Origin of the sequence: Streptomyces sp. NPDC017246 (assembly GCF_044331325.1) — a bacterium.
Taxonomy (GTDB): Bacteria; Actinomycetota; Actinomycetes; order Streptomycetales; family Streptomycetaceae; genus Streptomyces.
Window position 1 is genome coordinate 18412 of sequence record NZ_JBIRMW010000012.1, and the last position, 22462, is coordinate 40873.

The 22462-nt window shown below is 72.0% G+C and carries 20 protein-coding genes; 10 read left to right on the forward strand and 10 right to left on the reverse strand.

The genetic code is table 11. The annotated features are described in order from the left end of the window. The first annotated feature begins 181 nt into the window (after positions 1 to 181). Complete coding sequence (locus ACH4MY_RS25900) at positions 182 to 979, forward strand: VOC family protein (RefSeq protein WP_398006108.1); 798 nt, start codon at positions 182 to 184, stop codon at positions 977 to 979. Positions 980 to 1076: 97 nt separating this feature from the next. Here ACH4MY_RS25900 and ACH4MY_RS25905 read toward each other — a convergent pair whose 3' ends face one another. Together ACH4MY_RS25905 and ACH4MY_RS25910 are read right to left on the reverse strand one after the other, a co-directional pair. After that, positions 1077 to 1433, reverse strand: a complete 357-nt coding sequence (locus tag ACH4MY_RS25905; protein WP_398006109.1) for a GNAT family N-acetyltransferase — start codon at positions 1431 to 1433, stop codon at positions 1077 to 1079. 58 nt (positions 1434 to 1491) lie between these two features. Further along, on the reverse strand, positions 1492 to 2415 hold the full coding sequence (locus ACH4MY_RS25910) for a pirin family protein (RefSeq protein WP_398006110.1): 924 nt from the start codon (positions 2413 to 2415) through the stop codon (positions 1492 to 1494). 77 nt (positions 2416 to 2492) lie between these two features. Here ACH4MY_RS25910 and ACH4MY_RS25915 point away from each other — a divergent pair, with 77 nt between their 5' ends. Further along, positions 2493 to 3008 (forward strand): carboxymuconolactone decarboxylase family protein, encoded by a 516-nt coding sequence (locus tag ACH4MY_RS25915; protein WP_398006305.1) that lies wholly within the window; start codon positions 2493 to 2495, stop codon positions 3006 to 3008. Here the strand turns inward: ACH4MY_RS25915 and ACH4MY_RS25920 are convergent. Further along, positions 2998 to 3726, reverse strand: a complete 729-nt coding sequence (locus ACH4MY_RS25920; protein ID WP_398006111.1) for a YoaK family protein — start codon at positions 3724 to 3726, stop codon at positions 2998 to 3000. The two genes, ACH4MY_RS25915 and ACH4MY_RS25920, sit on opposite strands and share 11 nt — an antisense overlap. A 284-nt stretch (positions 3727 to 4010) precedes the next feature. On the opposite strand from ACH4MY_RS25920, the gene ACH4MY_RS25925 reads away from it, so the two are divergent. Next, positions 4011 to 4304, forward strand: coding sequence for a hypothetical protein (locus ACH4MY_RS25925; protein ID WP_398006112.1), 294 nt, complete (start codon positions 4011 to 4013; stop codon positions 4302 to 4304). Positions 4305 to 4456: 152 nt separating this feature from the next. Here ACH4MY_RS25925 and ACH4MY_RS25930 read toward each other — a convergent pair whose 3' ends face one another. Next, positions 4457 to 4708 carry an EF-hand domain-containing protein gene (locus ACH4MY_RS25930; RefSeq protein WP_398006113.1) on the reverse strand — a complete coding sequence of 84 codons (252 nt, stop codon included), beginning with the start codon at positions 4706 to 4708 and terminating at the stop codon, positions 4457 to 4459. A 201-nt stretch (positions 4709 to 4909) separates the two neighbouring features. On the opposite strand from ACH4MY_RS25930, the gene recQ reads away from it, so the two are divergent. Further along, entirely contained in the window at positions 4910 to 7018 is a 2109-nt protein-coding gene (gene recQ, locus ACH4MY_RS25935) for a DNA helicase RecQ (RefSeq protein ID WP_398006114.1), read from the forward strand. Positions 7019 to 7046: 28 nt separating this feature from the next. On the opposite strand, the gene ACH4MY_RS25940 is transcribed toward recQ, so the two are convergent. Then, the gene (locus ACH4MY_RS25940) at positions 7047 to 8324 is read right to left on the reverse strand and encodes a YhgE/Pip domain-containing protein (protein WP_398006115.1); all 1278 of its coding nucleotides are present in this window, start codon (positions 8322 to 8324) and stop codon (positions 7047 to 7049) included. Between the two features lie 197 nt (positions 8325 to 8521). On the opposite strand from ACH4MY_RS25940, the gene ACH4MY_RS25945 reads away from it, so the two are divergent. Next, the gene (locus ACH4MY_RS25945) at positions 8522 to 11074 is read left to right on the forward strand and encodes an ATP-dependent Clp protease ATP-binding subunit (protein ID WP_398006116.1); all 2553 of its coding nucleotides are present in this window, start codon (positions 8522 to 8524) and stop codon (positions 11072 to 11074) included. Between the two features lie 62 nt (positions 11075 to 11136). Here the strand turns inward: ACH4MY_RS25945 and fdhD are convergent, their stop codons facing one another. Both fdhD and ACH4MY_RS25955 read right to left on the reverse strand, forming a co-directional pair. Further along, positions 11137 to 11973 (reverse strand): formate dehydrogenase accessory sulfurtransferase FdhD, encoded by an 837-nt coding sequence (gene fdhD / locus ACH4MY_RS25950; RefSeq protein ID WP_398006117.1) that lies wholly within the window; start codon positions 11971 to 11973, stop codon positions 11137 to 11139. Between the two features lie 206 nt (positions 11974 to 12179). Beyond that, positions 12180 to 14510 carry an FdhF/YdeP family oxidoreductase gene (locus ACH4MY_RS25955; RefSeq protein WP_398006118.1) on the reverse strand — a complete coding sequence of 777 codons (2331 nt, stop codon included), beginning with the start codon at positions 14508 to 14510 and terminating at the stop codon, positions 12180 to 12182. A gap of 260 nt (positions 14511 to 14770) precedes the next feature. Between ACH4MY_RS25955 and ACH4MY_RS25960 the strand changes: the two genes are divergently transcribed. From ACH4MY_RS25960 to ACH4MY_RS25975, 4 genes are all read left to right on the forward strand, one after another. After that, positions 14771 to 15754, forward strand: a complete 984-nt coding sequence (locus ACH4MY_RS25960) for a Dyp-type peroxidase (protein ID WP_398006119.1) — start codon at positions 14771 to 14773, stop codon at positions 15752 to 15754. A gap of 5 nt (positions 15755 to 15759) precedes the next feature. Further along, on the forward strand, positions 15760 to 16602 hold the full coding sequence (locus tag ACH4MY_RS25965; protein ID WP_398006120.1) for a family 1 encapsulin nanocompartment shell protein: 843 nt from the start codon (positions 15760 to 15762) through the stop codon (positions 16600 to 16602). 32 nt (positions 16603 to 16634) lie between these two features. Beyond that, positions 16635 to 17270 (forward strand): DUF1345 domain-containing protein, encoded by a 636-nt coding sequence (locus tag ACH4MY_RS25970; RefSeq protein WP_398006121.1) that lies wholly within the window; start codon positions 16635 to 16637, stop codon positions 17268 to 17270. A gap of 79 nt (positions 17271 to 17349) precedes the next feature. Beyond that, positions 17350 to 18759 carry a phytoene desaturase family protein gene (locus ACH4MY_RS25975; protein ID WP_398006306.1) on the forward strand — a complete coding sequence of 470 codons (1410 nt, stop codon included), beginning with the start codon at positions 17350 to 17352 and terminating at the stop codon, positions 18757 to 18759. A gap of 22 nt (positions 18760 to 18781) precedes the next feature. On the opposite strand, the gene ACH4MY_RS25980 is transcribed toward ACH4MY_RS25975, so the two are convergent. Then, the gene (locus ACH4MY_RS25980) at positions 18782 to 19249 is read right to left on the reverse strand and encodes a GreA/GreB family elongation factor (protein WP_398006122.1); all 468 of its coding nucleotides are present in this window, start codon (positions 19247 to 19249) and stop codon (positions 18782 to 18784) included. Positions 19250 to 19337: 88 nt separating this feature from the next. Continuing rightward, positions 19338 to 20576, reverse strand: a complete 1239-nt coding sequence (locus tag ACH4MY_RS25985; protein ID WP_398006123.1) for a serine hydrolase domain-containing protein — start codon at positions 20574 to 20576, stop codon at positions 19338 to 19340. A 135-nt stretch (positions 20577 to 20711) separates the two neighbouring features. Here ACH4MY_RS25985 and ACH4MY_RS25990 point away from each other — a divergent pair, with 135 nt between their 5' ends. Beyond that, entirely contained in the window at positions 20712 to 21392 is a 681-nt protein-coding gene (locus ACH4MY_RS25990; RefSeq protein ID WP_398006124.1) for a 1,4-alpha-glucan branching protein, read from the forward strand. Here ACH4MY_RS25990 and ACH4MY_RS25995 read toward each other — a convergent pair. Continuing rightward, positions 21379 to 22458, reverse strand: a complete 1080-nt coding sequence (locus ACH4MY_RS25995) for a trypsin-like serine peptidase (protein ID WP_398006125.1) — start codon at positions 22456 to 22458, stop codon at positions 21379 to 21381. The two genes, ACH4MY_RS25990 and ACH4MY_RS25995, sit on opposite strands and share 14 nt — an antisense overlap. Positions 22459 to 22462: the final 4 nt, after the last annotated feature.

Sequence of the window (22462 nt, forward strand, 5' to 3'; positions counted from 1 at the left end):
CCACCGTCCGGGAGCAGAGCGGGGCGCCGGGCGGCTCACCCGCCGGGGGTGAGTGCGGACAGGCCCTTGCGCAGGTCGTCGGGGTTCATGACCGGCGAGTAGTGGTGCGAGCCGTCGACGGGCGGGGGGCAGGGTCCGGTGCGAGCCTGAGGGCCTACCGCGTCTGCGAAAGGGCATCAGCATGATCACCACCGACTTCGTACCCGGCTCCCCCTGCTGGCTCGACCTCGGGGCCCCCGACGTCAAGGCCGCCGCGGCCTTCTACGGCGGCGTGTTCGGCTGGGAGTACGAGTCCATGGGGGAGTCGGAGGACATGGAGGGCGGGATGTTCCGGAAGGACGGAAAGACCGTCGCCGGGCTCGGCAGGCTCACCGAGAAGGGGGCGCGCTCGGCCTGGATGATCTACTACAGCGTCGCCGACGCGGACGCCACGACCCGGGCGGTCGAGCAGGCGGGCGGCACGGTCCGGGTCGCCCCGACGGACCTCGACGAGTGGGGCCGGATGGCCCAGTACAGCGACCCGCTGGGCGGGCAGTTCGCCGTGTGGCAGCCGGGGTCGAACAAGGGCGTCGATCTGGCCGACGAGCCGGGCTCACTGTCCTGGACCGAGCTGTACGCGACCGACGCCGCGGCCGCGAAGGAGTTCTACGGCGCTGTCTTCGGCTGGCAGTTCGGCGACATGGAGCTGCCCGGCGGCGGGGGTACGTACACGCTCATCACCCCCGCGGGACTCCCCCAGGAGCGCATGCACGGCGGCCTCATGCAGGTGTCCGAGGCGGACCTCGCCCTCGCGCACGGACGGCCGTACTGGCACCCGGTCTTCGCCGTCGACGACTGCGACGCCGCGGTCGCCAGGGTCACCGCGAGCGGCGGCACCCTCCAGATGGGGCCGGACGACGCGGAGGGCGTCGGACGGCTCGCCGTCTGTCTCGACCCTTCGAACGCCGACTTCGTGGTCCTCGCGCCGACCGCCGGCTGAGCGGGCGACCGGCGGGCCCGGGGGACCGGGCGGCGGGGAGGACGGACGGCCGGGCGCCCGGGGCGAGGAGCACCCCCGGGCGCCCGGCCCGCCGGGCTCAGCGGCCCAGCTGCCCGTCCAGCCACTGGAGGACCTCCGGGGTCACCGGGTCGGTGATGTCGGCGAACTCCTCGTGCTTCTTCAGGAACTTCGCCACGTACGGGCAGACCGGCACGATCCTCATCCCGGAGGCACGTACATCGGTCAGCGCCTGCTCGACGAGGGTCGAGGCGAGGCCCCGGCCCGCGTAGGCGTCGTCGATCTCGGTGTGGAAGAAGACGCGCCGGTCGTCCCGGTCGCGGTACGCCGTGAGCCCGGCGCGCCGGTCGTCGACGAGGATCTCGTAGCGGTGGCGGGCGTCGACGCGGCGGACGACGGGGGCCGTGTTCTCCTGCTCGGTTTCCTGCTCGCTCATGATCTGCCGTGGCTGCCTTTCGGATCGGTGGTGATCGGGGTTCGGGTGCGCGGAGGGGTCAGGCGCGGGGCGGGTTGCCGCGGGGGGTGAGGGCGGCGTTCGGCAGGGCCGGGGCGGGGAGACGGGCGCCGGGGTAGCCGTCGACGTGCCCGAAGCGCTCGGAGGCTCGCTCCCACGCCTCCCTGGCCTCGACGATGTCCGCGTGGTCGCGGCCGATGAAGTTCCACCACATGACGATCTCCTCGTCGAAGGGCGTGCCGCCGAGGAGGACCGTCCGTGCGCGGTGGCCGGACTCGTTCGCCAGGGTCAGCGTGTCGTGTCCCGTGGGGACGTACCCGAGTTCGGCCGGGCGCAGGGAGGCGCCGGCGAGGCGGACGGTTCCCTCGTCGACGAGCAGGCCGTGCTCGAAGGCGGGGTCGACGGGGAGGGTGACCGTGGCGCCGGGTTCGAGGAGGATCTCGGCGCCGAGGAGGGGCGTGAAGGTGGGGACGGGGGAGGTCTCACCGGCCAGCGAGCCGAGGAAGACCCGGAGTTCCGCGTCCTCGAACCGTACCGGCTTCGGGGCGTGGTGCTGGAAGTCGCGGTCGGCGTGCCGGTGTTCGCCGGGCAGCGCCACCCACAGCTGCACCCCGTGGAGGACCGTGGTGCCGGGGGTGGAGACCTCGGTGTGGCTGATGCCGTGGCCGCCGGTCATGAGGTTGAGTTCCCCGGGGCGTACGAAGGCGTGGCTGCCGAGGCTGTCGCGGTGCTCGATCTCCCCGCTGAACAGCCAGCTCACGGTCTGCAGCCCGGTGTGGGGATGCGGGGCGACGTCCATCCCGCCGGACTCGGCGACCTCGTCGGGACCGTAGTGGTCGGCGAAGCACCATGCTCCGATCAGCGTCCGGGACCGCTGGGGCAGGGTGCGCCGTACGGTCATGGCGCGCGGGCCGCCCAGTGGGACGTCCCGGGCGCCGAGGACCTGGACCTCCGTGTCGTCCATGCCCGACCCCTCTCGTACTCCGAGATTGTAGTTTTGTTTTCAACAATTATGGATGATCATAGCCTCGGAAGCCCGTGATGCGCACGGGCCGGTCGAAGGAGTGCAGGGTGAGCGACGTGACAGCGGTCCGGGACGGTCGACGGGTCTACCTCGACAAGCAGAGCCCCGCCGCCTACCAGGCGCTGGTCGGGACGGCCGACGCCGTCCGCGCGACCGCCGCCGACGCGGGCCTCGACCGCGTCCTGGTGGAACTGGTCAACCTCCGCGTGTCGCAGATCAACGGCTGCGCCTACTGCCTCGACGTGCACACCAGGGCGGCGCTCCGGGCCGGGGAGACGACCCGGCGCCTCGGCGTTCTCCCCGCCTGGCGGGAGACCGAACTCTTCACCCCGCGGGAGCGGGCGGCCCTCGCCCTGGCGGAGGCCACCACCGACCCGGCGGACTCCCTCGCGCAGGAGCGGGCCTACGACACGGCCCGAGAGGTCCTGAACGACGACGAGATCTCCGCGGTGATCTGGGTGGCGATCGCCATCAACGCCTTCAACCGCGTCTCGATCCTGAGCCGGCATCCCGTACGGGACGTCAGGGCCTGACCCAGGCCGCGTCGGTGGCCGACAGGCGCCGCGTGGCCACGACGGCCACCACGAGCAGCGCGAGCGCCACCCCCAGGACGAGCGGCAGGCCGACCCGGAGGAGCAGGGCACCCGCGAGGGCGCCGAGGAGGATCGCCAGCACCGACAGGATCCGCCGACCGCGCCGGAGGCCGGCCCCGCCGTCCGGGGCGGGGTCCGAGGCGAGGCCCGTCAGCGTCTGGGTCAGCACGGTCGTGGTCAGATCGGGGACACCGAGACGCCGGGCGACCGCGTTCTGCAGCCCCATGGCGAGCCCGAGCAGCACGATCAGGGTGTACCGGCCCGGGGCGGCCACCCGGCCGTCCGCCACGACGGCGGTGACGAGCGAGGCCGTGAGGAGCGCCGCCTGCACGGTCATGGCCGAGGCGAGCAGACGCCCGCGATGCCCGGCGAAGCGGGTGCCGAAGCGGCCGCCGGCCGCCGCGCCGACGAGGAACGCCGCCGTCGACACGGCGGTGGCGGGCGCGGACAGGCCCGCGGCACCCCCCAGGGCGAAACCGAGGAGCACCACGTTGCCGGTCATGTTGGCCACGAAGACCTGCCCGAGCCCCAGGTAGCTCACCGCGTCCACCAGACCCGTCACCACCGTCAGCGCCAGCATGAGCGGCGGCAGCGGCCCGTGCCTGTCGCCCCGCGGCGGGATCAGCGTGTGGGCGGCGTCGGCCAGCAGCTTGCGCATCCCCGGATGCTCCTTCCCCGAGGGAGGGAGCATCACCGATGCGCCGCCGCTCACCCGCGACGCCACGCCGGGACGTGGCCGGGGACCTCCCCTGCCACCCGAATCGCCCGCCGGTGCCCCGGCCGGGTCCCTGCGCGGGGTCCCCGCGCCGGGTTCCCGTGCCGGGCCCTTGCGCCGGGTTCCCACGCCGGATTCCGTCGGTGGTGCTTTCGGACAGTGGTGCTTTCGGGCGGTGCGGGCGGAGCGGGGCCGTGTCCGTCGGCGAGGAGGGCCGTTGTGAGGGTGTGACCTCTACACGACGCATCTCCTCAGTCCTCGCCGTCGCCGCCGCCTTCTCGTGCCTCGGGGCGACCGCGGCGCAGGCCGTCGCCACCACCAGCCCGCTCGGTCCGCCGATCAGCCCGATCAGCGAGCTCGACTCCCTCGCCACGACCGGACTCCCCGAGGAGTCCCGCGCGCAGTTCCCCGGGATCGCGGGTCAGCTCGGCGGGCTCAACCGTGTGAACGAGGTGAACCAGCTCCACCAGCTGACCGATCTGGCCGCACCGGTCACCGGGGTGCTTCCCGAGATCTCCTGATCCCGGCCGGTCCCTCGAAGCCTTCGTCCCCCGGAGGCCTGCGGACGGAAGAGCCGGCACCGCGCGTCCACGCGCGGTGCCGGCTCTCCCTCTTTTCCGCGTGCCGCCGACCGCTCCCGTACCGCCGGCCCCCTTCGGGCGACGGTCCGCCGTCACCAGCCGAAGCGTCGGTCGACCAGGGTCGCGAACTCCTCGAACGACAGAACGCGATCCCCGTTCTGATCGGCCTGGTCGAACAGGGCCGATGCGTCGTCGGCGTTCCCCACCCCCCAGAAGGGGATCACGCCCTGCGCGGCGAGGGTCGGGCCCTTGACCCGGAGGGCGTCGATGATCTCGACGCGCGTCAGGGTGCCGTCATGGTCGAGGTCGAGCGCGTCGAAGAGAGTGCGGGCCTTGTCGCTCATGATGTGTCCTGTTCCCTGCGGCCTCGGCCGTCGTGTCGGCCGATGCGTCCCTGTGAAGAAGGACGCGCGCCGCGCCCCGTACGTTGCCTCGGGCCCGGCCCGAGCCCGGTCCGGCCGGACCGGCCCGAGCGCGTCCAAGGGTTGTCCACAGGCTCGCCTTCGTCCGGTCGGCGTGTCCGTGGGGGCCGATAGGGTGGGCGAATGGTCCTTTCCGACGGTTCCGCCGTGATCTCCGAGGCAGCGCAGGTGCTCCACCGCGTCTTCGGTTACAGCTCCTTCCGAGGCGAGCAGCAGGAGATCATCGAGCAGGTCGTCGAGGGCGGCGACGCCCTCGTACTGATGCCGACCGGCGGCGGGAAGTCGCTCTGCTACCAGATCCCGGCCCTCGTCAGAGACGGCACGGGCGTCGTGATCTCCCCGCTCATCGCCCTGATGCAGGACCAGGTGGACGCGCTCAGGGCCCTCGGGGTGCGGGCCGGATTCCTCAACTCGACCCAGGATCCGTACGAGCGCCAGGCCGTCGAGCAGGCCTTCCTCGCCGACGAGCTCGACCTGCTCTACCTGGCGCCCGAGCGCCTGCGGACCGAGGGAACCCAGCGGCTCCTCGACCGGGGCACGGTGTCGCTCTTCGCGATCGACGAGGCGCACTGCGTCGCCCAGTGGGGCCACGACTTCCGGCCCGACTACCTCGCGCTCTCCATGCTGCACGAGCGCTGGCCCAAGGTGCCGCGGATCGCGCTCACCGCCACGGCCACCGAGGCGACCCACCGGGAGATCGCCGCACGGCTCGGCCTGGAGGACGCCAAGCACTTCGTCGCGGGCTTCGACCGGCCGAACATCCAGTACCGCATCGTCCCCAAGAGCAGCCCGCACAAGCAGCTGCTCGACCTGATCCGCACCGAGCACGACGGGGACGCCGGAGTCGTCTACTGCCTCTCCCGCGCCTCGGTGGAGAAGACCGCGGCCCTCCTCGTGGAGAACGGCATCGACGCCGTCCCGTACCACGCGGGCATGGACGCCCGTACGCGCGCGGCGAACCAGTCCCGCTTCCTGCGGGAGGACGGGGTCGTCGTGGTGGCGACGATCGCCTTCGGCATGGGCATCGACAAGCCGGACGTGCGCTTCGTCGCCCACCTCGACCTGCCGAAGTCGGTCGAGGGCTACTACCAGGAGACCGGCCGCGCCGGCCGTGACGGCGAACCGGCCACGGCCTGGCTGGCGTACGGCCTCCAGGACGTGGTCCAGCAGCGCAAGATGATCGAGGGCTCCGAGGGCGACGAGCAGCACCGGCGCGCCCTCGGCATGCACCTCGACGCCATGCTCGCGCTCTGCGAGACGGTCGACTGCCGCCGTGTCCGCCTCCTCGCGTACTTCGGTCAGTCGGGCAAGCCGTGCGGCAACTGCGACACCTGTCTGACGCCCGCCGAGTCCTGGGACGGCACGGTCGCGGCGCAGAAGCTGCTGTCCACCGTGTGGCGGCTGGCCAAGGAGCGCCGCCAGAAGTTCGGCGCCGGCCAGATCATCGACATCCTGCAGGGCAAGAAGACCGCCAAGGTCATCCAGTTCGACCACGACGGACTCACGGTCTTCGGCGTCGGGTCGGACCTGGGCACCGCGGAGTGGCGCGGGGTCGTGCGTCAGCTCCTCGGTCTCGGGCTCCTCGCCGTGGAGGGCGACTACGGCACGCTCGTGCTCACCGAGGAGAGCGGTGAGGTGCTCGGTGGGCGCCGCACCGTCACGATGCGGAAGGAGAAGGCGCCGGCCGCCTCCTCCCGCAAGGAGTCCGGCGGGCGCTCCGGGAAGGGCGCCCGGGTCCCGGTCGACCTGCCGCAGGCCGCCGTGCCGGTCTTCGAGGCCCTCCGCGCCTGGCGGGCCGCGACGGCCCGTGAGCAGGGCGTACCGGCCTACGTGGTCTTCCACGACGCCACACTGAGGGAGATCGCGACGCGCCTTCCGGCGACGGCCGAGGAGCTCGGCACCATCGGCGGCGTCGGCGAGGCCAAGCTCACCAAGTACGCCGAGGGTGTCCTCGAAGCCCTCGCCGAGTGCGGCGCCCCCGCCGACGCTTCCGCCAGTGCCAGTGCCAGTGCCAGTGCCAGTGCCAGTGCCGGTGCCAGTGCCGGTCCGGTCGTCGCGTCCGCCGCCGCCGTGCCGCCGCCCGCCGCCCGCGTCACTCCCGCCGCGGCCGTCGTCCCCGCGAGGGACTCCGTGCCCTCCGCTCCCGAGCCCGACGTTCCGTACGTCGACGAAGAGCCGCCCTACGACATGGACGGGACGGAAGAGCCGCCGCCCTGGGACGACTGGCGGTAGCCCCGGCGGACCCGGGGGACCACGTACCTCAGGCGGGCTGTGGAGTGAGGCGGCGCAGCCCCCTGCGGTCGTAGTAGTGGGTCATGGCGAAGCCGAACGCCAGGGCGAGTGTCATGCCGACCGCGATCATGATCCAGCCGCGGGCCAGGCCGGCGTCCGCGCGGGCGTCGAAGTACAGGATGGACCGCACCCCCGCGCTGAGCTGGTGCATCGGCTCGAAGACGCCCAGGAAGCGATAGAAGCCGGGGGTGGCCTCCAGCGGGACGGTCGCACCGGAGGAGGGGAGGGCGAGCGCGATGAAGACGAACATGGACACGAGCTGGCCGATCCCGCCGAACGCGGCGTTGATGGCCTGGACGCCCAGACCGACGGCGACCGTCGCGCAGTAGGAGAAGAGCCACAGCATCGGCAGGTGCGAGGCGTCCATCCCCAGGACCGCGATCGTGGCCACCATGACGAGGGTGGTGGTGAGGAGCGAGATGCCCGCCGTCATCAGCATCTTCAGGACGAGCGTCTGGGTGCGGCTGATGGGCACCGTCGGGTGCCGGGAGTGCCAGGGGCCGATCTCGCTGTCGGCATAGCCGAGCGCGGTGTCGACTCCGGCGTTGACGAGGTTGCCGCCGATGAAGCCGCCGAGCACCAGCAGCAGGGTGTAGTAGAAGGCCGTCAGACCCAGGCCGCTGTGCCGGCCGATCGGATGGCCGACGCGGGTGGTGACGGCCACCGGGTCCGTCAGGAACAGACGGGTCGTCGGGACCTCGGTGGAGGCCGCGAGCTGCTTGCCGATGGTCAGGGAGGCCTGATGGGCCGCGCCCTGGTTGATCTGCGCCGTCAGCGAGGATCCCAGACTGCCGACGCCGGGATTGGTGAGCACGGTGAGCGTCGGCCGTACCGTCGCCCGGTTCGTGGTGAGGGCCGCGACGGAGGCGGTGAAGTCCACCGGGACGACGAGGGCGCCGAAGACCTTGCCGGACGCCAGCGCGTCCTGGGCCTCCGCGCGGTCGAGCCGCTGCCAGTCGACATCGGTCTTCGACGCACCGGCGGAGACGATCGCGTCGGTGATCTGCTTCCCCAGGTTCTCCCGCTGTCCGGGCAGCGGGTCGCCCCGGTCCTCGTCGACCAGGGCGACGGGCAGCCTGTGGAGGTTGTCGTTCGGATTGAGGATGCTGCCCATGTAGAGGAGCGAGAGGCCCACGGCGACGAGTGCGCTCAGGACGGTCGGTACGAGCCACAGCTTGGGGTTCCGGACGAGGGCCCCGGCGCGGACCTGCGGGCCGGGGGTGTTCGGGGGGATCGCGGACGTCATGGTGTCATCGTCGACGCGCGCGCCGTCGTGGCGCGGATTGCGGCCCGTACGGGAGGGCGGGCGTGTCGGCCCACCGGTCCCCGAGGACCGGCTCCGATGCCAAGCGAGGGGCGAAAACCCCGGACCCCCACTCCGGTTGCGGAGCCCCGGACGTCACGTTTGAGTGGGAACGACCCCCATGCGTCTTTGGAGCTGACATGTCGATGGCGTTCGGTTCATCCTTCGGTTCGTCCGATCCCTTCAGCGACATGTTGAACCGCTTCTTCGGAATGTCACCCGCGTCCTCGCCCCCGGCCGTCCAGCGCGTACCGATCGGGCGCCTCCTGACCGAGTCCTCGCACGAGCTCCTCGGCCTGGCCACCCGCAAGGCCGTCGAGGACGGCACCTCCGACCTCGACACGGAGCACCTCCTGTGGGCGGCGACCCGGGTCGACCCCTCGCGCAGACTGCTCTCACAGGTCGGGGTGGACCCCGAGGCGCTCGCGGCCCAGCTCGACGAGGTGCTGCCGCGGGAGTCCGGCGAGCCCTCGTCGGAGCCCGGACTCACCCCGGCGGCGAAGCGCACCCTGGCCGCCGCCTACGGCCACTCGCAGAAGGCGGGTGTGTCGTACATCGGCCCCGAGCACATCCTCGCGGCGCTCCTCGCCGACGCCGACTCGGGAGCCACCCGGCTCCTCGGCGCCGACGGCACCGACGTGAAGAAGCTGCGGGGCCTCACGGACCGGACCGCGGGCCCCGACGGCGGATCCCCGGCCGCCGGCAAGCAGCCGAAGCAGCCGGCCACGACCCTGGACGAGTTCGGCAGGGACCTGACGGACGAGGCGAAGGCGGGAAGGCTCGACCCGGTGGTCGGCCGGGCCGAGGAGATCGAGCAGACCATCGAGATCCTCTCGCGGCGCTCCAAGAACAACCCCGTGCTCATCGGCGAGCCCGGCGTCGGCAAGACCGCCATCGTCGAGGGCCTCGCCCAGCGCATCGTCGCGGGAGAGGTGCCCGACACCCTGAAGGACAAGCGGGTCGTCTCCCTCGACCTGTCCGGCCTGGTGGCCGGCGCGCAGTACCGCGGACAGTTCGAGGAGCGCCTCAAGAAGGTCATCGAGGACGTCCAGGAGGCCGGCGGAGACATCATCCTCTTCATCGACGAGCTCCACACGGTCGTCGGAGCGGGCGCGACCGGCGAGGGTTCGATGGACGCGGGCAACATGCTCAAGCCCGCCCTCGCCCGCGGCGAGCTCCATGTCGTCGGAGCGACCACGATCGACGAGTACCGCAAGCACATCGAGAAGGACGCCGCCCTGGAACGCCGCTTCCAGCCCGTCCTCATCCCGGAGCCCACGGTCGAGGAGACCGTACAGATCCTGGAAGGGCTGCGGGACGCGTACGAGGCCCACCACCAGGTCCGGTTCGCCGACGGCGCCCTCGCGGCGGCGGCCGAACTCTCCGACCGGTACATCGGCGACCGCTTCCTGCCCGACAAGGCCATCGACCTGATGGACCAGGCGGGCGCGCGCGTACGGCTGCGCAGCGCCGGCCGCTCCACCGAGGTCGTCGGCCGTGAGGACCGCCTCGCCAAGCTGCGCCGAGAGAAGGACCAGGCCGTCGCCGCGGAGCAGTTCGAGAAGGCCTCGGACCTGAAGCGGCAGATCGCCGAGGTGCAGGGCGAGATCGCGGGCGTCGAGGAGCGCAGGGAGGGCGTCGTCTCGGTCACCGCCGCGGACATCGCCGACATCGTCTCGCGCCGCACCGGCATCCCGGTCTCCCAGCTCACCGCCAGTGAGAAGGAGAGGCTCCTCAAGCTGGAAGAGGAGATGCACGCCAGGATCGTCGGCCAGGACGAGGCGGTCACCGCGGTCTCCGAGGCCGTACGGCGCAGCCGCGCCGGTATGGGGGACCCGAACCGCCCCGTCGGCTCGTTCCTCTTCCTGGGACCCACGGGTGTCGGCAAGACCGAACTCGCCAAGACCCTTGCCGAGCTGCTGTTCGGCGACGAGGACCGCATGATCCGGTTCGACATGAGCGAGTTCCAGGAGAAGCACACCGTCGCCCGGCTCGTCGGAGCGCCGCCCGGCTACGTCGGGTACGAGGAGGCCGGTCAGCTCACGGAGAAGGTCCGCCGCAACCCGTACAGCGTGGTCCTCTTCGACGAGGTGGAGAAGGCACACCCGGACGTCTTCAACACCCTGCTCCAGATCCTCGACGACGGGCGCCTCACCGACGGACAGGGCCGCACGGTCGACTTCCGGAACTGCGTCGTCATCATGACGTCCAACATCGGCGCCCATCGCATCCTCGCCCACGAGGGTGACGCGGCCGAGCTCAAGGAAGAGCTGATGGGGGACCTGCGCGGCCGCTTCCTGCCCGAGTTCCTCAACCGCATCGACGACATCATCGTCTTCCACAGCCTCACCGAGAAGGACCTGTCGGAGATCGTCGAGCACCTCCTGGACCGGTCCAAGCGCCGTGTGCACGCGCAGGGACTGACCCTCGACGTCACCGAGGCGGCCACGAAGCTCCTCGTGGCCCACGGCTACCAGCCGGAGTTCGGCGCCCGCCCGCTGCGCCGCACGATCCAGACGGAACTCGACAACCGCGTCGCCTCCCTGCTGCTCGGCGGAGAGGCCGACCCCGGGGACACCATCGTCGCCGACGTGATCGACGACTCCCTGCACTGCACGATCCGCAAGGGCGACGGCGCCGCGAGGACCCCGGGGGCCGGCGCGGCGACCGCCACCCCCGACGGCAAGGAGTGACCGATGAGCGGCAAGCCGACTGAGCGCGGGCCATCGCCCCGACGGCTCCCGCCCGGCGCTCCTCAGGCCACCGGCAGCGGGCGCAGCCGGTCGTCGCCGGTGTACACGTTCATCGACGCGCCGCGCAGGAAGCCGACCAGGGTCAGGCCGCTCTCCGCGGCGAGGTCCACCGCCAGCGAGGACGGCGCGGAGACGGCCGCGAGCAGCGGGATTCCCGCCATCACCGCCTTCTGCACCAGCTCGAACGAGGCCCGGCCGCTCACCATCAGGACCGACTCGCGCAGCGGAAGCAGCCCCGACCGCAGGGCGTGCCCGACGACCTTGTCCACGGCGTTGTGCCGGCCCACGTCCTCCCGCAGGCACACCAGTTCGCCCTCCGCCGAGAAGAGCCCCGCGGCGTGCAGTCCACCGGTGCTGTCGAACACCCGCTGGGCCGCCCGCAGCCGGTCCGGGAGGGCTGCCAGGACGTCCGTCCCGATCCGCAGCGGGTCCTCGGCGACCGTCCAGGCGGCCGTGGTGCGCACCGCGTCCAGGCTCGCCTTCCCGCACAGACCGCACGAGGAGGTCGTGTAGAAGTTCCGCTCCAGGGAGGCGTCGGGGGCGGCCACCCCGGGGGCGAGGCCGACGTCGACCACGTTGTACGTGTTGCCGCCGTCGGCGGTGGCGCCCGCGCAGTAGCGGATGCCGGCCACGTCCTCGGCGGAGTGCACCACGCCCTCGCTCACCAGGAAGCCGACCGCGAGGTCGAAGTCGTCGCCCGGGGTGCGCATGGTCACCGTCAGCGGGCGCCCGCCGACCCGGATCTCCATCGGTTCCTCGGCGGCCAGGGTGTCCGGACGGTAGGAGGCATCACCCTCCCGCACGCGCAGCACGCGCCGCCGTACGGTCACTCGTCCCATGGTTCGCTCCTCTCCCCGGAGCGCCGCTCCGACGGTGTGATGGTGGTCGTGCCTCTGCGGGCGGCCTCGTACGACTGTGTCATGACGCGCGTTCGAGGCGGACGACGACTCCCTTCGACGTGGATCGCGAAGTTCGCCGGTGACGCTCGCGGCGCGGACGACATCAGTGACACCCGTGACTCGGGTGCCGCCCGTGACGCCCGGAGTCAGGCGGCCGGGACGATCCTCACCTTCACGTGCTTCATGATCGGCTGGTCGCTCTGGGTGCTGTGGTCGGCGAGCGCGCAGAGCACGTTCATCTCCGGCATGTAGCCGGCGGCGCAGCCCCGGGGGATGTCGTACGGCACCGCGAGGTAGCCGTTCAGGTGCCGCTCGCTGCCGTCCTTCGCGGTGCTCGTGATGTCGACCGGACCCATGTCCTCGATCCCGCGTTCGCGCATGTCGGCCCGGTTCATGAAGACGAGCGTGCGCAGGTTCTTGATCCCGCGGTAGCGGTCGTTGTCGGAGTAGATGGTGGTGTTCCACTGGTCGTGGGACCGCATCGTGCCCAGGGCCAGGGTGCCCGGCTCGGGCACGACGTCGGGCAGCGGGGGACTGGAGAACTCGGCGCGTCCGGACGGGGTGAGGAAGACCAGTTCGCGGGCCGGCTGCTTGATGCGGAAGCCGAGGGGCAGCCGGACCCGCCGGTTGAAGTCCTCGAAGCCGTCGAGGGCCTTGGCCATGGTGTCCCGGATACGGTCGTAGTCCTCGATGTACCACTCCCACGGCGTGGCGCTGTCGGGCAGCGCGGCCCGCGCCATGCCGGCGACGATCGCCGGTTCGGACAGCAGGTGCGGGGACGCCGGGCGCTTCATGCCGACGGACAGATGGACCATGCTCATCGAGTCCTCGACGGAGGTGCTCTGGACGCCCTTGCGCTGATGGTCCTTCTCGGTCCGGCCGAGACACGGCAGGATCAGGGCCTGCGCCCCGTGCACGATGTGACTGCGGTTCAGCTTGGTGCTCACCTGGACGGTGAGGTCGCAGGTGCGCAGCGCCGCGTAGGTGAGCGGGGTGTCGGGTGCGGCGAGGGCGAAGTTGCCGCCCATGCCGATGAACACCTTGATCTCGCCGCGCCCCATCGCCTCGATGGTGCGGACGGTGTCCATGCCGTGCTCGCGGGGCGGCTCGAACTCGCAGACCTCGGCGAGCCGGTCGAGGAAGGCGTCGCCGGGGCGGTGGTCGATGCCGCAGGTGCGGTTGCCCTGGACGTTGCTGTGTCCGCGGACGGGGGAGGGGCCCGCTCCCTCGCGGCCCAGGTTGCCGCGGAGCAGCAGCAGGTTGACGATCTCGCGGACGGTGTCGACGCCGTGCTCGTGCTGCGTGAGGCCGAGACACCAGCTGACGATGGAGCGGTCGGCCTCGCCGTACACCTGCGCGGCCTTGAGGACGTCGGCGCGGCTCAGCCCCGACTGCCTCTCGATCTCCTCCCACGGCGTGCTCTCGCACCGCGCGCGGTACTCGTCGAAGCCGGAGGTGTGCCGGTCGACGAACTCCCGGTCGAGTGCCTTGGGGTCGGTCGCGGACTGCTCCAGGATCGCCTTGGCCATGCCCCGCAGCAGCGCCATGTCGCCGCCGATGCGCGGCTGGAGGTTCAGGGTGCTGGTCTTCGTCGTCTTGAAGAGCGCCATGTCCGTGAAGTCGTGCGGGACGATGGTGCGGGTGGCGGCCGCTTCGACGAGCGGGTTGACGTGCACGATCTGTGCCCCGCGGTGGTGGGCCTCGGCGAGCGCGGTGAGCATCCGCGGCGCGTTGGAGGCGGCGTTCACCCCGAGGATGAACAGCGCGTCGGCGGTCTCCCAGTCCTTGAGGTCGACGGTGCCCTTGCCCGTGCCCAGGGAGGCCTGGAGGGCCCGGCCGCTGGCCTCGTGGCACATGTTGGAGCAGTCGGGCAGGTTGTTGGTGCCCAGCTCGCGGGCCATCAACTGGTAGAGGAAGGTGGCCTCGTTGCCGAGCCGTCCCGAGGTGTAGAACGACGCCCGGTTCGGATCGTCGAGGCCGCGCAGGGCACGGCCGACCACCTCGAACGCGTCCTTCCAGGTGATCGGTACGTAGTGGTCCGACTCGGGGTCGTAGACCATCGGCTCGGTCAGCCGGCCCTCGTTCTCGAGGTCGTAGTCGCTCCACTCGGCGAGCTCGGACACCGAGTGCGCGGCGAAGAAGTCGCGGTCGACCCGCTTGCGGGTCATCTCCCACGTGACGTGCTTGATCCCGTTCTCGCAGATGTCCAGGTGCAGGCCCTTGGTGTCGTCGGGCCACGCGCATCCGGGACAGTCGAAGCCGGTGTTCTCGTGGTTCATCCGCATGATCGCGCGCGGGCCGTCCACCAGTGCCCCCTCGCGGACGAGGAAGCCGGTCACGCTCCTGGCGGCGCCCCAGCCGGCGGCGGGGTGGTGATAGGGGTGGAACTCCGGATCGCCCTGCGGGGTGGGACCCACTCGGGGCTCCGGGGGCTCCTGCGCGTCCTGCGCGCCCTGCGCTTCCTGGTCGGTGCTCAAGGCGGGGTCACCCTTTCACCCTGCGGATCAATGGGGCATGGCTGGAGGAAACGCCACCCCTTCGGCAGGCTATGCCCGCCGCGGAACGGGTGCCACTCGGCCCCGAGGGGCGGCTTCCGGAAGGCCGCACGGGCTGCGTACCGGATCATGCGCGCCTACGCTGACGCTGTCCATTTCTTCGATTTCTCCCATTTCCGCACTTTCTTTCGTTTGCCGGTCTTCTTGCTCTGTGATGCTCATTGCCTACCGGTGGGAGTCCCATGGCCGTCGTGCAACCCGTCGTCGCCCCGCCCTCGCGGGCCGGCGTGTTCCTGGTGGTCACCGTCGACCCCGGCGGTGAGACCGTGGTGCGGGAGGCACTCCAGGACCTGTCGGGCCTGATCCGCTCGGTGTCCTTCCGGATTCCCGACGCCGGACTCACCTGCGTCACGGGAATCGGCTCCGAGGCCTGGGACCGGCTCGTCGGCGGGCAGCGCCCCCGCGAGCTCCACCCCTTCCCCGCGCTGCGGGGCCCGCACCACCGCGCCCCGGCCACCCCCGGTGACCTCCTCTTCCACGTACGCGCCCAGCGCATGGACCTCTGCTTCGAACTGTCCCGGCTGATCGTCGACGGGCTCGGCACCGCCGTGACCGTCGTCGACGAGGTCCACGGCTTCGCGTACTTCGACGAGCGCGACCTCCTCGGCTTCGTCGACGGCAGCGAGAACCCGGGAGGCCCGGTGGCGGCGGACGCCGTCCACATCGGCGACGAGGACCCCGGGTTCCGGGGCGGCAGCTACGTCGTCGTGCAGAAGTACCTGCACGACATGCCGGCCTGGGACGCGCTCACCGTCGAGCAGCAGGAACACGTCGTCGGCCGCGGCAAGGCGTCCAACGTCGAGCTGTCCGACGACGTCAAACCGGCGGACTCGCACGTCGCGCTGAACACCGTCGTCGACGAGGACGGTGTCCAGCGGCAGATCTTCCGCGCGAACATGCCGTTCGGCCGGATCGGCGGCGGCGAGTTCGGCACGTACTTCATCGGGTACGCGCGGACGCCCGCCGTGACCGAACAGATGCTCCGCAACATGTTCCTCGGGGACCCCCCGGGCACCACGGACCGCCTCCTCGACTTCTCCCGGGCCGTGACCGGCGGCCTCTTCTTCGTGCCGAGCGCCGACCTACTCGACGACCTGCCCGCCGCGCCGCCGCCCGCCGCCCGCCGGGGAGACTCCCTGGGCATCGGTGGCCTGAAAGGAGCCTGAGCCCCATGACGACCCCCGACGCCCCGAACGAACCGCACCACGGCCCCGACACGAACAACCTGCACCGCGAACTCGCCCCCATCAGCCCCGCCGCCTGGGCCGAGATCGAGGAGGAGGCCCGCCGCACCTTCCGGCGCAACGTCGCCGGCCGCCGCGTCGTCGACGTCCCCGCCCCCGGCGGCCCGGAACTCGCCGCCGTCGGTACGGGGCACCTCACCGACATGGCCGCGCCCGCTCCCGGCGTCACCGCGCGCCTGCGCGAGGTCCGACCGCTCGTCGAACTGAGGGTGCCGTTCACCGTCGACAGATCCGCCGTCGACGACGTCGAGCGGGGCTCGAAGGACTCCGACTGGCAGCCCGTCAAGGACGCGGCCCGCGACATGGCGTTCGTCGAGGACCGGCTGATCTTCGACGGGTACGAGGCGGCGGGCGTCGACGGACTGCGCGCCAGATCCTCGAACCCGGTCGTACGGCTGCCCGTCGAGCCGCGCGACTACCCCGACGCGGTCAGCCGGGCCCTCACCGAACTGCGCCTCGCCGGGGTCGACGGACCGTACGCCCTGCTGCTCGGCGCCGACGAGTACCGGGCGGTCAGCGAGACCTCCGACCACGGCTACCCGATCGCCGCCCACCTCGGCCGCATGCTGGACGGCTCCCCGATCTGGGCACCGGCCCTCCGCGGCGGCTTCGTCCTCTCCACCCGTGGCGGCGACTTCGAACTGCTCCTGGGCCAGGACCTGGCGATCGGCTACACGGGGCACGACGCGGACAGTGTCCAGCTGTACTTCCAGGAGACGCTGACCTTCCGGACCTACACGGACGAGGCCGTCGTCGTCCTGGAAGCCTGAGAGCCGGAGCGACGGGAACCCCTGAGGCCGCCATGAACAGTCCGCTGCCGCTCGCCGCCGTCCCCCGGCTCGCCGTCTCGGCGGTGGCCGGCGCGGCGGCCGGTGCCGTGGTCGCCGCGTTCACCCACACGCCCCTGGGCGTCCTCTCCGGGATCACCGCGGCGGAGACACTCTTCGTCGTCACCGGGTGGATCGCCCTGTGGCCGATGGACGCCACCACCACCCGTCGCAACGTACGCCGCGAGGAGTTCCGGCCCGTCGTCGAGGAACTGGTCGTCGTCGCCACGGCGGTGAGCGGCCTCGTCGGCATCGTCGTGCTCCTCCTGGCCGGCAGGTCGGACCTGGGCCACGCCGCCGCCGCGACGGCGCTCGGCGGCGTCTTCATGGCGTGGGCGGCCCTGCACCTCATGTACGCCACACGCTATGCGTACCTCTACTACCTGAGCTCCGGCGGCGGGATCGACTTCAACTCCCGGGAGCCGCCCCGCTACAGCGACTTCCTCTACTTCAGCTACAACCTCGGCATGACCTACCAGGTCTCCGACACCGACGTCTCCGACACGACCATCCGCTCGGTCGCCCTCCGTCACTGCCTGCTGTCCTACGTGTTCGGCGCCAGCATCCTGGCCACCACCATCAACCTCGTCACGGGGATCGTCACAGGCTGAGGCGGGCCCCGGTCCGGAGACGCCCAAGACCGCCGCCGTCGTCGTCGGTGCCGGGCCCAACGGGCTCGCCGCCGCGGCCCTGCTCGCGCGGGAGGGCCTCGACGTCACCGTCCTGGAGGCCTCGGACGAGGTCGGCGGCGGCACCCGCAGCCACGAGGCCGTCCTGCCGGGCCTGCTGCACGACCACTGCTCCGCGATCCACCCGATGGCCGTCACCTCGCCCGCGCTCCGGTCGCTCGGTCTGGAACGGCACGGGCTGCGCTGGCGGCAGCCGGAGATCGACTGCGTCCACCCCCTCGACGACGGCACGGCAGGCGTCCTGCTGCGGTCCGTGGCGGAGACCGCCGCCGGACTCGGCGCCGACGGCGGCCGCTACCGGGCCCTGGTGGAGCCCTCCGTACGACGGTGGGACACGCTCGCCGAGGACGTCATGGGCCCCCTGCTGCGGGTCCCGGCGCACCCGCTGCCGCTCGCCCGCTTCGGAGCGCCGACCGTCCTGCCCGCCGCGGCCCTCGCGCGGCTCTTCCGGACCCCGCAGGCGCGGGCGCTGTGGGCAGGGGTGGCGGCGCACTCGTTCCGCCCGCTCACCGACCCGTTCAGCTCGGCCGTGGGGCTCGGCATCCTCATCGCGGGCCACTCGGCCGGCTGGGCCGTCGCCGAGGGCGGGTCGCAGTCCCTCGCGCGCGCCATGACCTCCGTCCTCCACACGTACGGCGCCACGATCCGCACCGGCGTACGGATCACCGACCGCCGGCAGATCCCGCCCGCCGACGTCGCCCTCCTCGACCTCGACCCCGGCCAGGTCGCGGGTCTCTACGGCGACCTGCTGCCGCGCCGGGTGTCCGCCGCGTACCGGCGCTTCCGACGGGGTCCCGGCGCGTTCAAGGTCGATCTGGCCGTCGAGGGCGGGGTGCCCTGGACGGACGAGCGGGCGCGCCGGGCGGGGACCGTGCATCTCGGCGGCCCGCTCTCCGAAGTCGTGTGGACCGAGAGGGAGGTGACGGAGGGGCGGATGCCCGAACGGCCCTTCGTGCTGGTCGGCCAGCAGTACCTCGCCGACCCCTCCCGGTCCGTCGGAGACGTCCACCCCGTCTGGACGTACGCCCATGTCCCGCACGGCTACGACGGGGACGCCACCGAGGCGATCCTGCGCCGGCTCGAACGCTTCGCCCCCGGTGTCCGCGAACGCGTCGTCGGCCTGCGGATCACCCGCCCCGCCGACTTCGCCGCGGCCAACCCCAACTTCGCCGGCGGAGACATCCTCACCGGCGCCAAGACGGTCCCCCAGCTCCTCCTGGGCGCCCGCCCCGCGCTCGATCCCTACTCCACCGGCCTGCCCGGCGTCTTCCTCTGCTCTGCCGCCACCCCGCCCGGCCCCGGCGCCCACGGCATGTGCGGCGCCGGGGCGGCCGCGTCCGCGCTGCGCCGGCTCGGCGCGCGCCCCTCGTGGCAGCCGGACCGACGCCGCCACCGGGGCTCGCGCACATGAGGGCTCTCGTCCCGCCCGCCGGCTAGCCGCCGAGGGACAGGACGATCGCGGTGGTCCTTCCGTCGGGCGCCACGTAGCTGACGGTGTCGCCCGCGCGGTGGCCGATCAGGGCGCTGCCGAGCGGGCTGTCGACGGTGACCATGGTCGCGTCGAGCACCGCCGCCACCTCGCCGATCTGGAGGGTCGTCTCCGTGCCGTCCTCGAACCGCACCGTCACGGAGCTGCCCACGCCGACCGTGTCCGTACGGGGAGTTCCCGCGGCGGCCGCCTCGTGCAGCCGGCCGTCGATCTCGTCGATGCGGCGGTCCAGACGGTCGAGTTGTGTGGCGCGTTGGAGTTCGTCGGCCTGGTCGGCGCTGTCGCCCGTCTGGTCGCCGCCCCCGTCCCGCAGGGTGACGGCGACGGCCTCGCGTTCGGTGCGCAGGTCGTCGAGTTCGCGCTCCAGTGCTTCGCGGGCGACGGCGCTGATGGGCTCGGGTCCACCGGTCATTCCTGCTCCCGTTGTGCGGCGGCACGATGACGTGTCGCAGGCCGAATACGGCATGACTGACAGGGCCGGTCGGGGTGGCGTCCGCGGGTCAGCTCTCGCTCGGGCTCGGAGCGGCCGCCGTGACCGGGATGTCGAAGACGTGGTCCGGGGTCACGATGCGGGTGATGGCCTGGCCGAAGAGGGTGCTCGGCTCGTTGTTGTCGTGCAGCATGTCCGTGTTGAGGAGGACGACCAGGGTGGCCTTCGACTCCGGCAGATAGATCGTCAGGGACTCGTAGCCGGGCAGTGAGCCGTTGTGGCCGATCCAGCCCTGGATGTTGAAGATGCCGAGCCCGTATCCGGCGCCGGGGATCACCGTCGGATAGGTCCTGAGGCGTTCGGCCTGGGTAGCGGGGGTCAGCAGGGTGCCGGTGGCGACCACGCGGGCCCAGGTGCGCAGGTCCCGGAGGTTCGAGATCATCGCGCCCGCCGCCCAGCCCCAGGAGGGGTTCCAGTTCGTCGCGTCCTCGACCTCGCCCGAGGCGGTCTGGATCGTGTAGCCGTGGGCGTGCGGGCTGGGGAAGGCGGCGTCCGTCGGGAAGACGGTGCTACGCAGGCCCGCCGGGTCCAGGACGTTCTTCTGGATGAACTCGTGCAGCGGTGTGCCGCTGACCTTCTCCACCACGAGGCCGAGCAGGATCAGATTGGTGTTGCAGTAGTCGAACTCGGCCCCGGGCTGGAACTGGATCGGGTGCTTGAACGCGAAGTCGAGCAGTTCCCGCGGGGTGAACGGGCGGTCGGGGTTCGCGGTGAAGGCCTTGTAGAACCCTTCGTCCGCGGAGTAGTTGAACAGTCCGCTGCGCATGGAGGCGAGATTGCGCAGGGTGATCCGGTCGCCGTTGGGGACGCCGTCGACGTACTTCGAGATCGGGTCGTCCACGCTCACCTTGCCCCGGTCGACGAGTTCGAGCAGGGCGGTCACGGTGAACGTCTTGGTCTCGCTGCCGATCCGCATGTACAGGTTGGGGTTCATCGGCTGCCCGGTGGCCTTGTCGGCCACGCCGAAGGAACGGATGTACGTCCCCTTGCCCGGCGCGGAGAGGCCGACCGTCACACCGGGGACGCCCGCCTCCTTCATCACGTCCTGGATGGCCTTGTCCAGACGGTCCGCGACGGCCGGGGTGAGCTCGGGGAAGTCGTCCTGGGCGGCGGGTGCGGCGGCCACGAACGGGGCGGGGACGGGTGGTTCGGCGGCGAGGGCGGTTCCCGCGCCCAGCGGGGCGGCGAAGATTCCGAGTGCCGCGATTCCCGCGCAGACGCGCCTGCGGCATGTGCGTGAGTACCTCACGGCGGCCTCCTGCCGGCCGGGGACAACGCTCCGTCTCCAGGCTAGGCCGGGCCGGTCCGGCGCGCACGGTGACCTCGCGCCGGGGTCTGTTACGTTGCGGATGTCCGGTACACACAGGAGAGGGAGACCCGCACGATGGCCGTCATCCACCGCACCACCCTTCAGCCCACCAAGCTGGAACTGCTCGCCGGATGGCTGCCCACGCGGGCGTGGCACACCGGCGGGGAGGCACGGCCCGTGAGGGCCGGTGGTTTCCGGCTCGACGACCCGGCGGGCGAGGTGGGCATCGAGTTCATGGCGGTGACCGACGGGGAGGGTGACGGAGCGGCCTCGTACCTCGTCCCCCTGACCTACCGGGCGGCCCCCCTGGCCGGTGCGGAGAAGGCCCTCATCGGCACGGCGGAGCACGGCGTCCTCGGCAAGCGCTGGATCTACGACGGTACCCACGACCCGGTGCTCGTCGCCCAGTTGTACGCGCTTCTCACCAGCCGGGCGCAGGCGCAGGCCCAGTCCCTGACCGACACACCCGACCTCGCCGTGGACGTCACGCGGATCGAGGCGGGGACGGGGGACGACGCGGAGCTCGTACGGGTCACGGAGGGCTCCGACCACACCGACGTGACGGTGCGGACCCCCGGTGCCTCCGAGACGCTGACCCTGCGGGTGCGGCGCGTCCTCGGCGTCGGCGCGGACCCGGCCCCGGGTGCCGCGGGCGGGGTCACCGCCCCGTGGGAGCTCGCCGGGGGAACCACCGTGCGCGGCGAGTTCTTCGCCGCCTTCGGGCCGGTCGACTCCACGGTGTCTACACCCAGTTGACCTCCGCGGCGGCGAGCAGGGGGTCGTCCACCAGCTCCCAGAGCGGGACGGCGAAGTTCCCCGTGCGGTACCGGCCGCCGAAGTGGAGGCCGAGGACGCGGTGGTCGGTGAGGTCGAGGACCGGTGAGCCGCTGTTGCCTCCGAGGGTCGAGCAGTCGTGCTTCATCACCAGTCCGCCCGGGGTGCACTCGGTCGCCACTCCCGGCTGGAGCCGCTTGACGTTGTAGACGTCCATGAAGATCCGGCGCATCGACTCCGGTTCGTTGCGCCGGCCGTCCCAGGCCGGGTAGCCGACCACGTACACCGGACGCCCCGGCACGCTCGCCGGGGCGTCCGCCGCCACCGCGAGCGGGGTGGGCAGGCCGTCGTCCGTCGACGGCTCGACCCGCAGGACGGCCAGGTCGGCATCCGGGTGGATGCCGATGACCTCGGTGATCTCGTACGGGACGGAGGCCCCCGGCGGCCCGCCCTCCACCGGCAGCTCCTCCGCCGGGTCGACCCGGGCCGACATGCCGTACGCGAAGGTCCAGCGGCCGTCGCCGTCCGCCGAGCGGCTGAACTCCACCGCCACATGACGGTTCGTCATCACCGTGCGCGGGCCGACGAGGAAGGCCGTGCCGATCCAGTCCAGGCTGGGGTGGCCGGTGACCTCCACCCGGCCGACCCGGGCCAGGGACTCGCGGATCGCGGGCCGTTGGCCGTCCAGGACCGCCCACTCGTCCTGCTGCGGGGCGAAGTCCTGGCGCTGGACGAGGATCGCCGGACGGCCCTCCATGAGGACGATCGCCTCCACGCCGAAGGACTCGTCCCCGGCGATCTCGTCCTCCCGGTGCGCGGCCAGCTTCTCCAGGCCGCTGACCCCGGCCTCCAGGACACGTGCCCGTTCCTCACGGGCGAAGCGGGAGATCTCCGCCGCCGGTGCCACATCGGCGGGGAGTTCGAACATGGACTCGGCGATCTCCGCCTCCAGCCGGCCGCGCACCCGGGCGGCGACCTCCCTCAGATCGCCGAAGATCTGCTCGGCGGCGGTCGCGACCGGCGACACGTTCCCTGGTCCGTTGGGCATGCTC

Bases quoted from the DNA above. Each gene is read 5' to 3' on its own strand.
- ACH4MY_RS25910 (WP_398006110.1), bottom strand. From the start codon at position 2,415: ATGGACGACACGGAGGTCCAGGTCCTCGGCGCCCGGGACGTCCCACTG.
- ACH4MY_RS25915 (WP_398006305.1), top strand. From the start codon at position 2,493: ATGCGCACGGGCCGGTCGAAGGAGTGCAGGGTGAGCGACGTGACAGCG.
- ACH4MY_RS25905 (WP_398006109.1), bottom strand. From the start codon at position 1,433: ATGAGCGAGCAGGAAACCGAGCAGGAGAACACGGCCCCCGTCGTCCGC.
- fdhD (WP_398006117.1), bottom strand. From the start codon at position 11,973: ATGGGACGAGTGACCGTACGGCGGCGCGTGCTGCGCGTGCGGGAGGGT.
- ACH4MY_RS25980 (WP_398006122.1), bottom strand. From the start codon at position 19,249: ATGACCGGTGGACCCGAGCCCATCAGCGCCGTCGCCCGCGAAGCACTG.
- recQ (WP_398006114.1), top strand. From the start codon at position 4,910: ATGGTCCTTTCCGACGGTTCCGCCGTGATCTCCGAGGCAGCGCAGGTG.
- ACH4MY_RS25930 (WP_398006113.1), bottom strand. From the start codon at position 4,708: ATGAGCGACAAGGCCCGCACTCTCTTCGACGCGCTCGACCTCGACCAT.
- ACH4MY_RS25995 (WP_398006125.1), bottom strand. From the start codon at position 22,458: ATGCCCAACGGACCAGGGAACGTGTCGCCGGTCGCGACCGCCGCCGAG.
- ACH4MY_RS25920 (WP_398006111.1), bottom strand. From the start codon at position 3,726: ATGCGCAAGCTGCTGGCCGACGCCGCCCACACGCTGATCCCGCCGCGG.
- ACH4MY_RS25990 (WP_398006124.1), top strand. From the start codon at position 20,712: ATGGCCGTCATCCACCGCACCACCCTTCAGCCCACCAAGCTGGAACTG.
- ACH4MY_RS25945 (WP_398006116.1), top strand. From the start codon at position 8,522: ATGTCGATGGCGTTCGGTTCATCCTTCGGTTCGTCCGATCCCTTCAGC.
- ACH4MY_RS25960 (WP_398006119.1), top strand. From the start codon at position 14,771: ATGGCCGTCGTGCAACCCGTCGTCGCCCCGCCCTCGCGGGCCGGCGTG.
- ACH4MY_RS25965 (WP_398006120.1), top strand. From the start codon at position 15,760: ATGACGACCCCCGACGCCCCGAACGAACCGCACCACGGCCCCGACACG.
- ACH4MY_RS25970 (WP_398006121.1), top strand. From the start codon at position 16,635: ATGAACAGTCCGCTGCCGCTCGCCGCCGTCCCCCGGCTCGCCGTCTCG.
- ACH4MY_RS25900 (WP_398006108.1), top strand. From the start codon at position 182: ATGATCACCACCGACTTCGTACCCGGCTCCCCCTGCTGGCTCGACCTC.
- ACH4MY_RS25940 (WP_398006115.1), bottom strand. From the start codon at position 8,324: ATGACGTCCGCGATCCCCCCGAACACCCCCGGCCCGCAGGTCCGCGCC.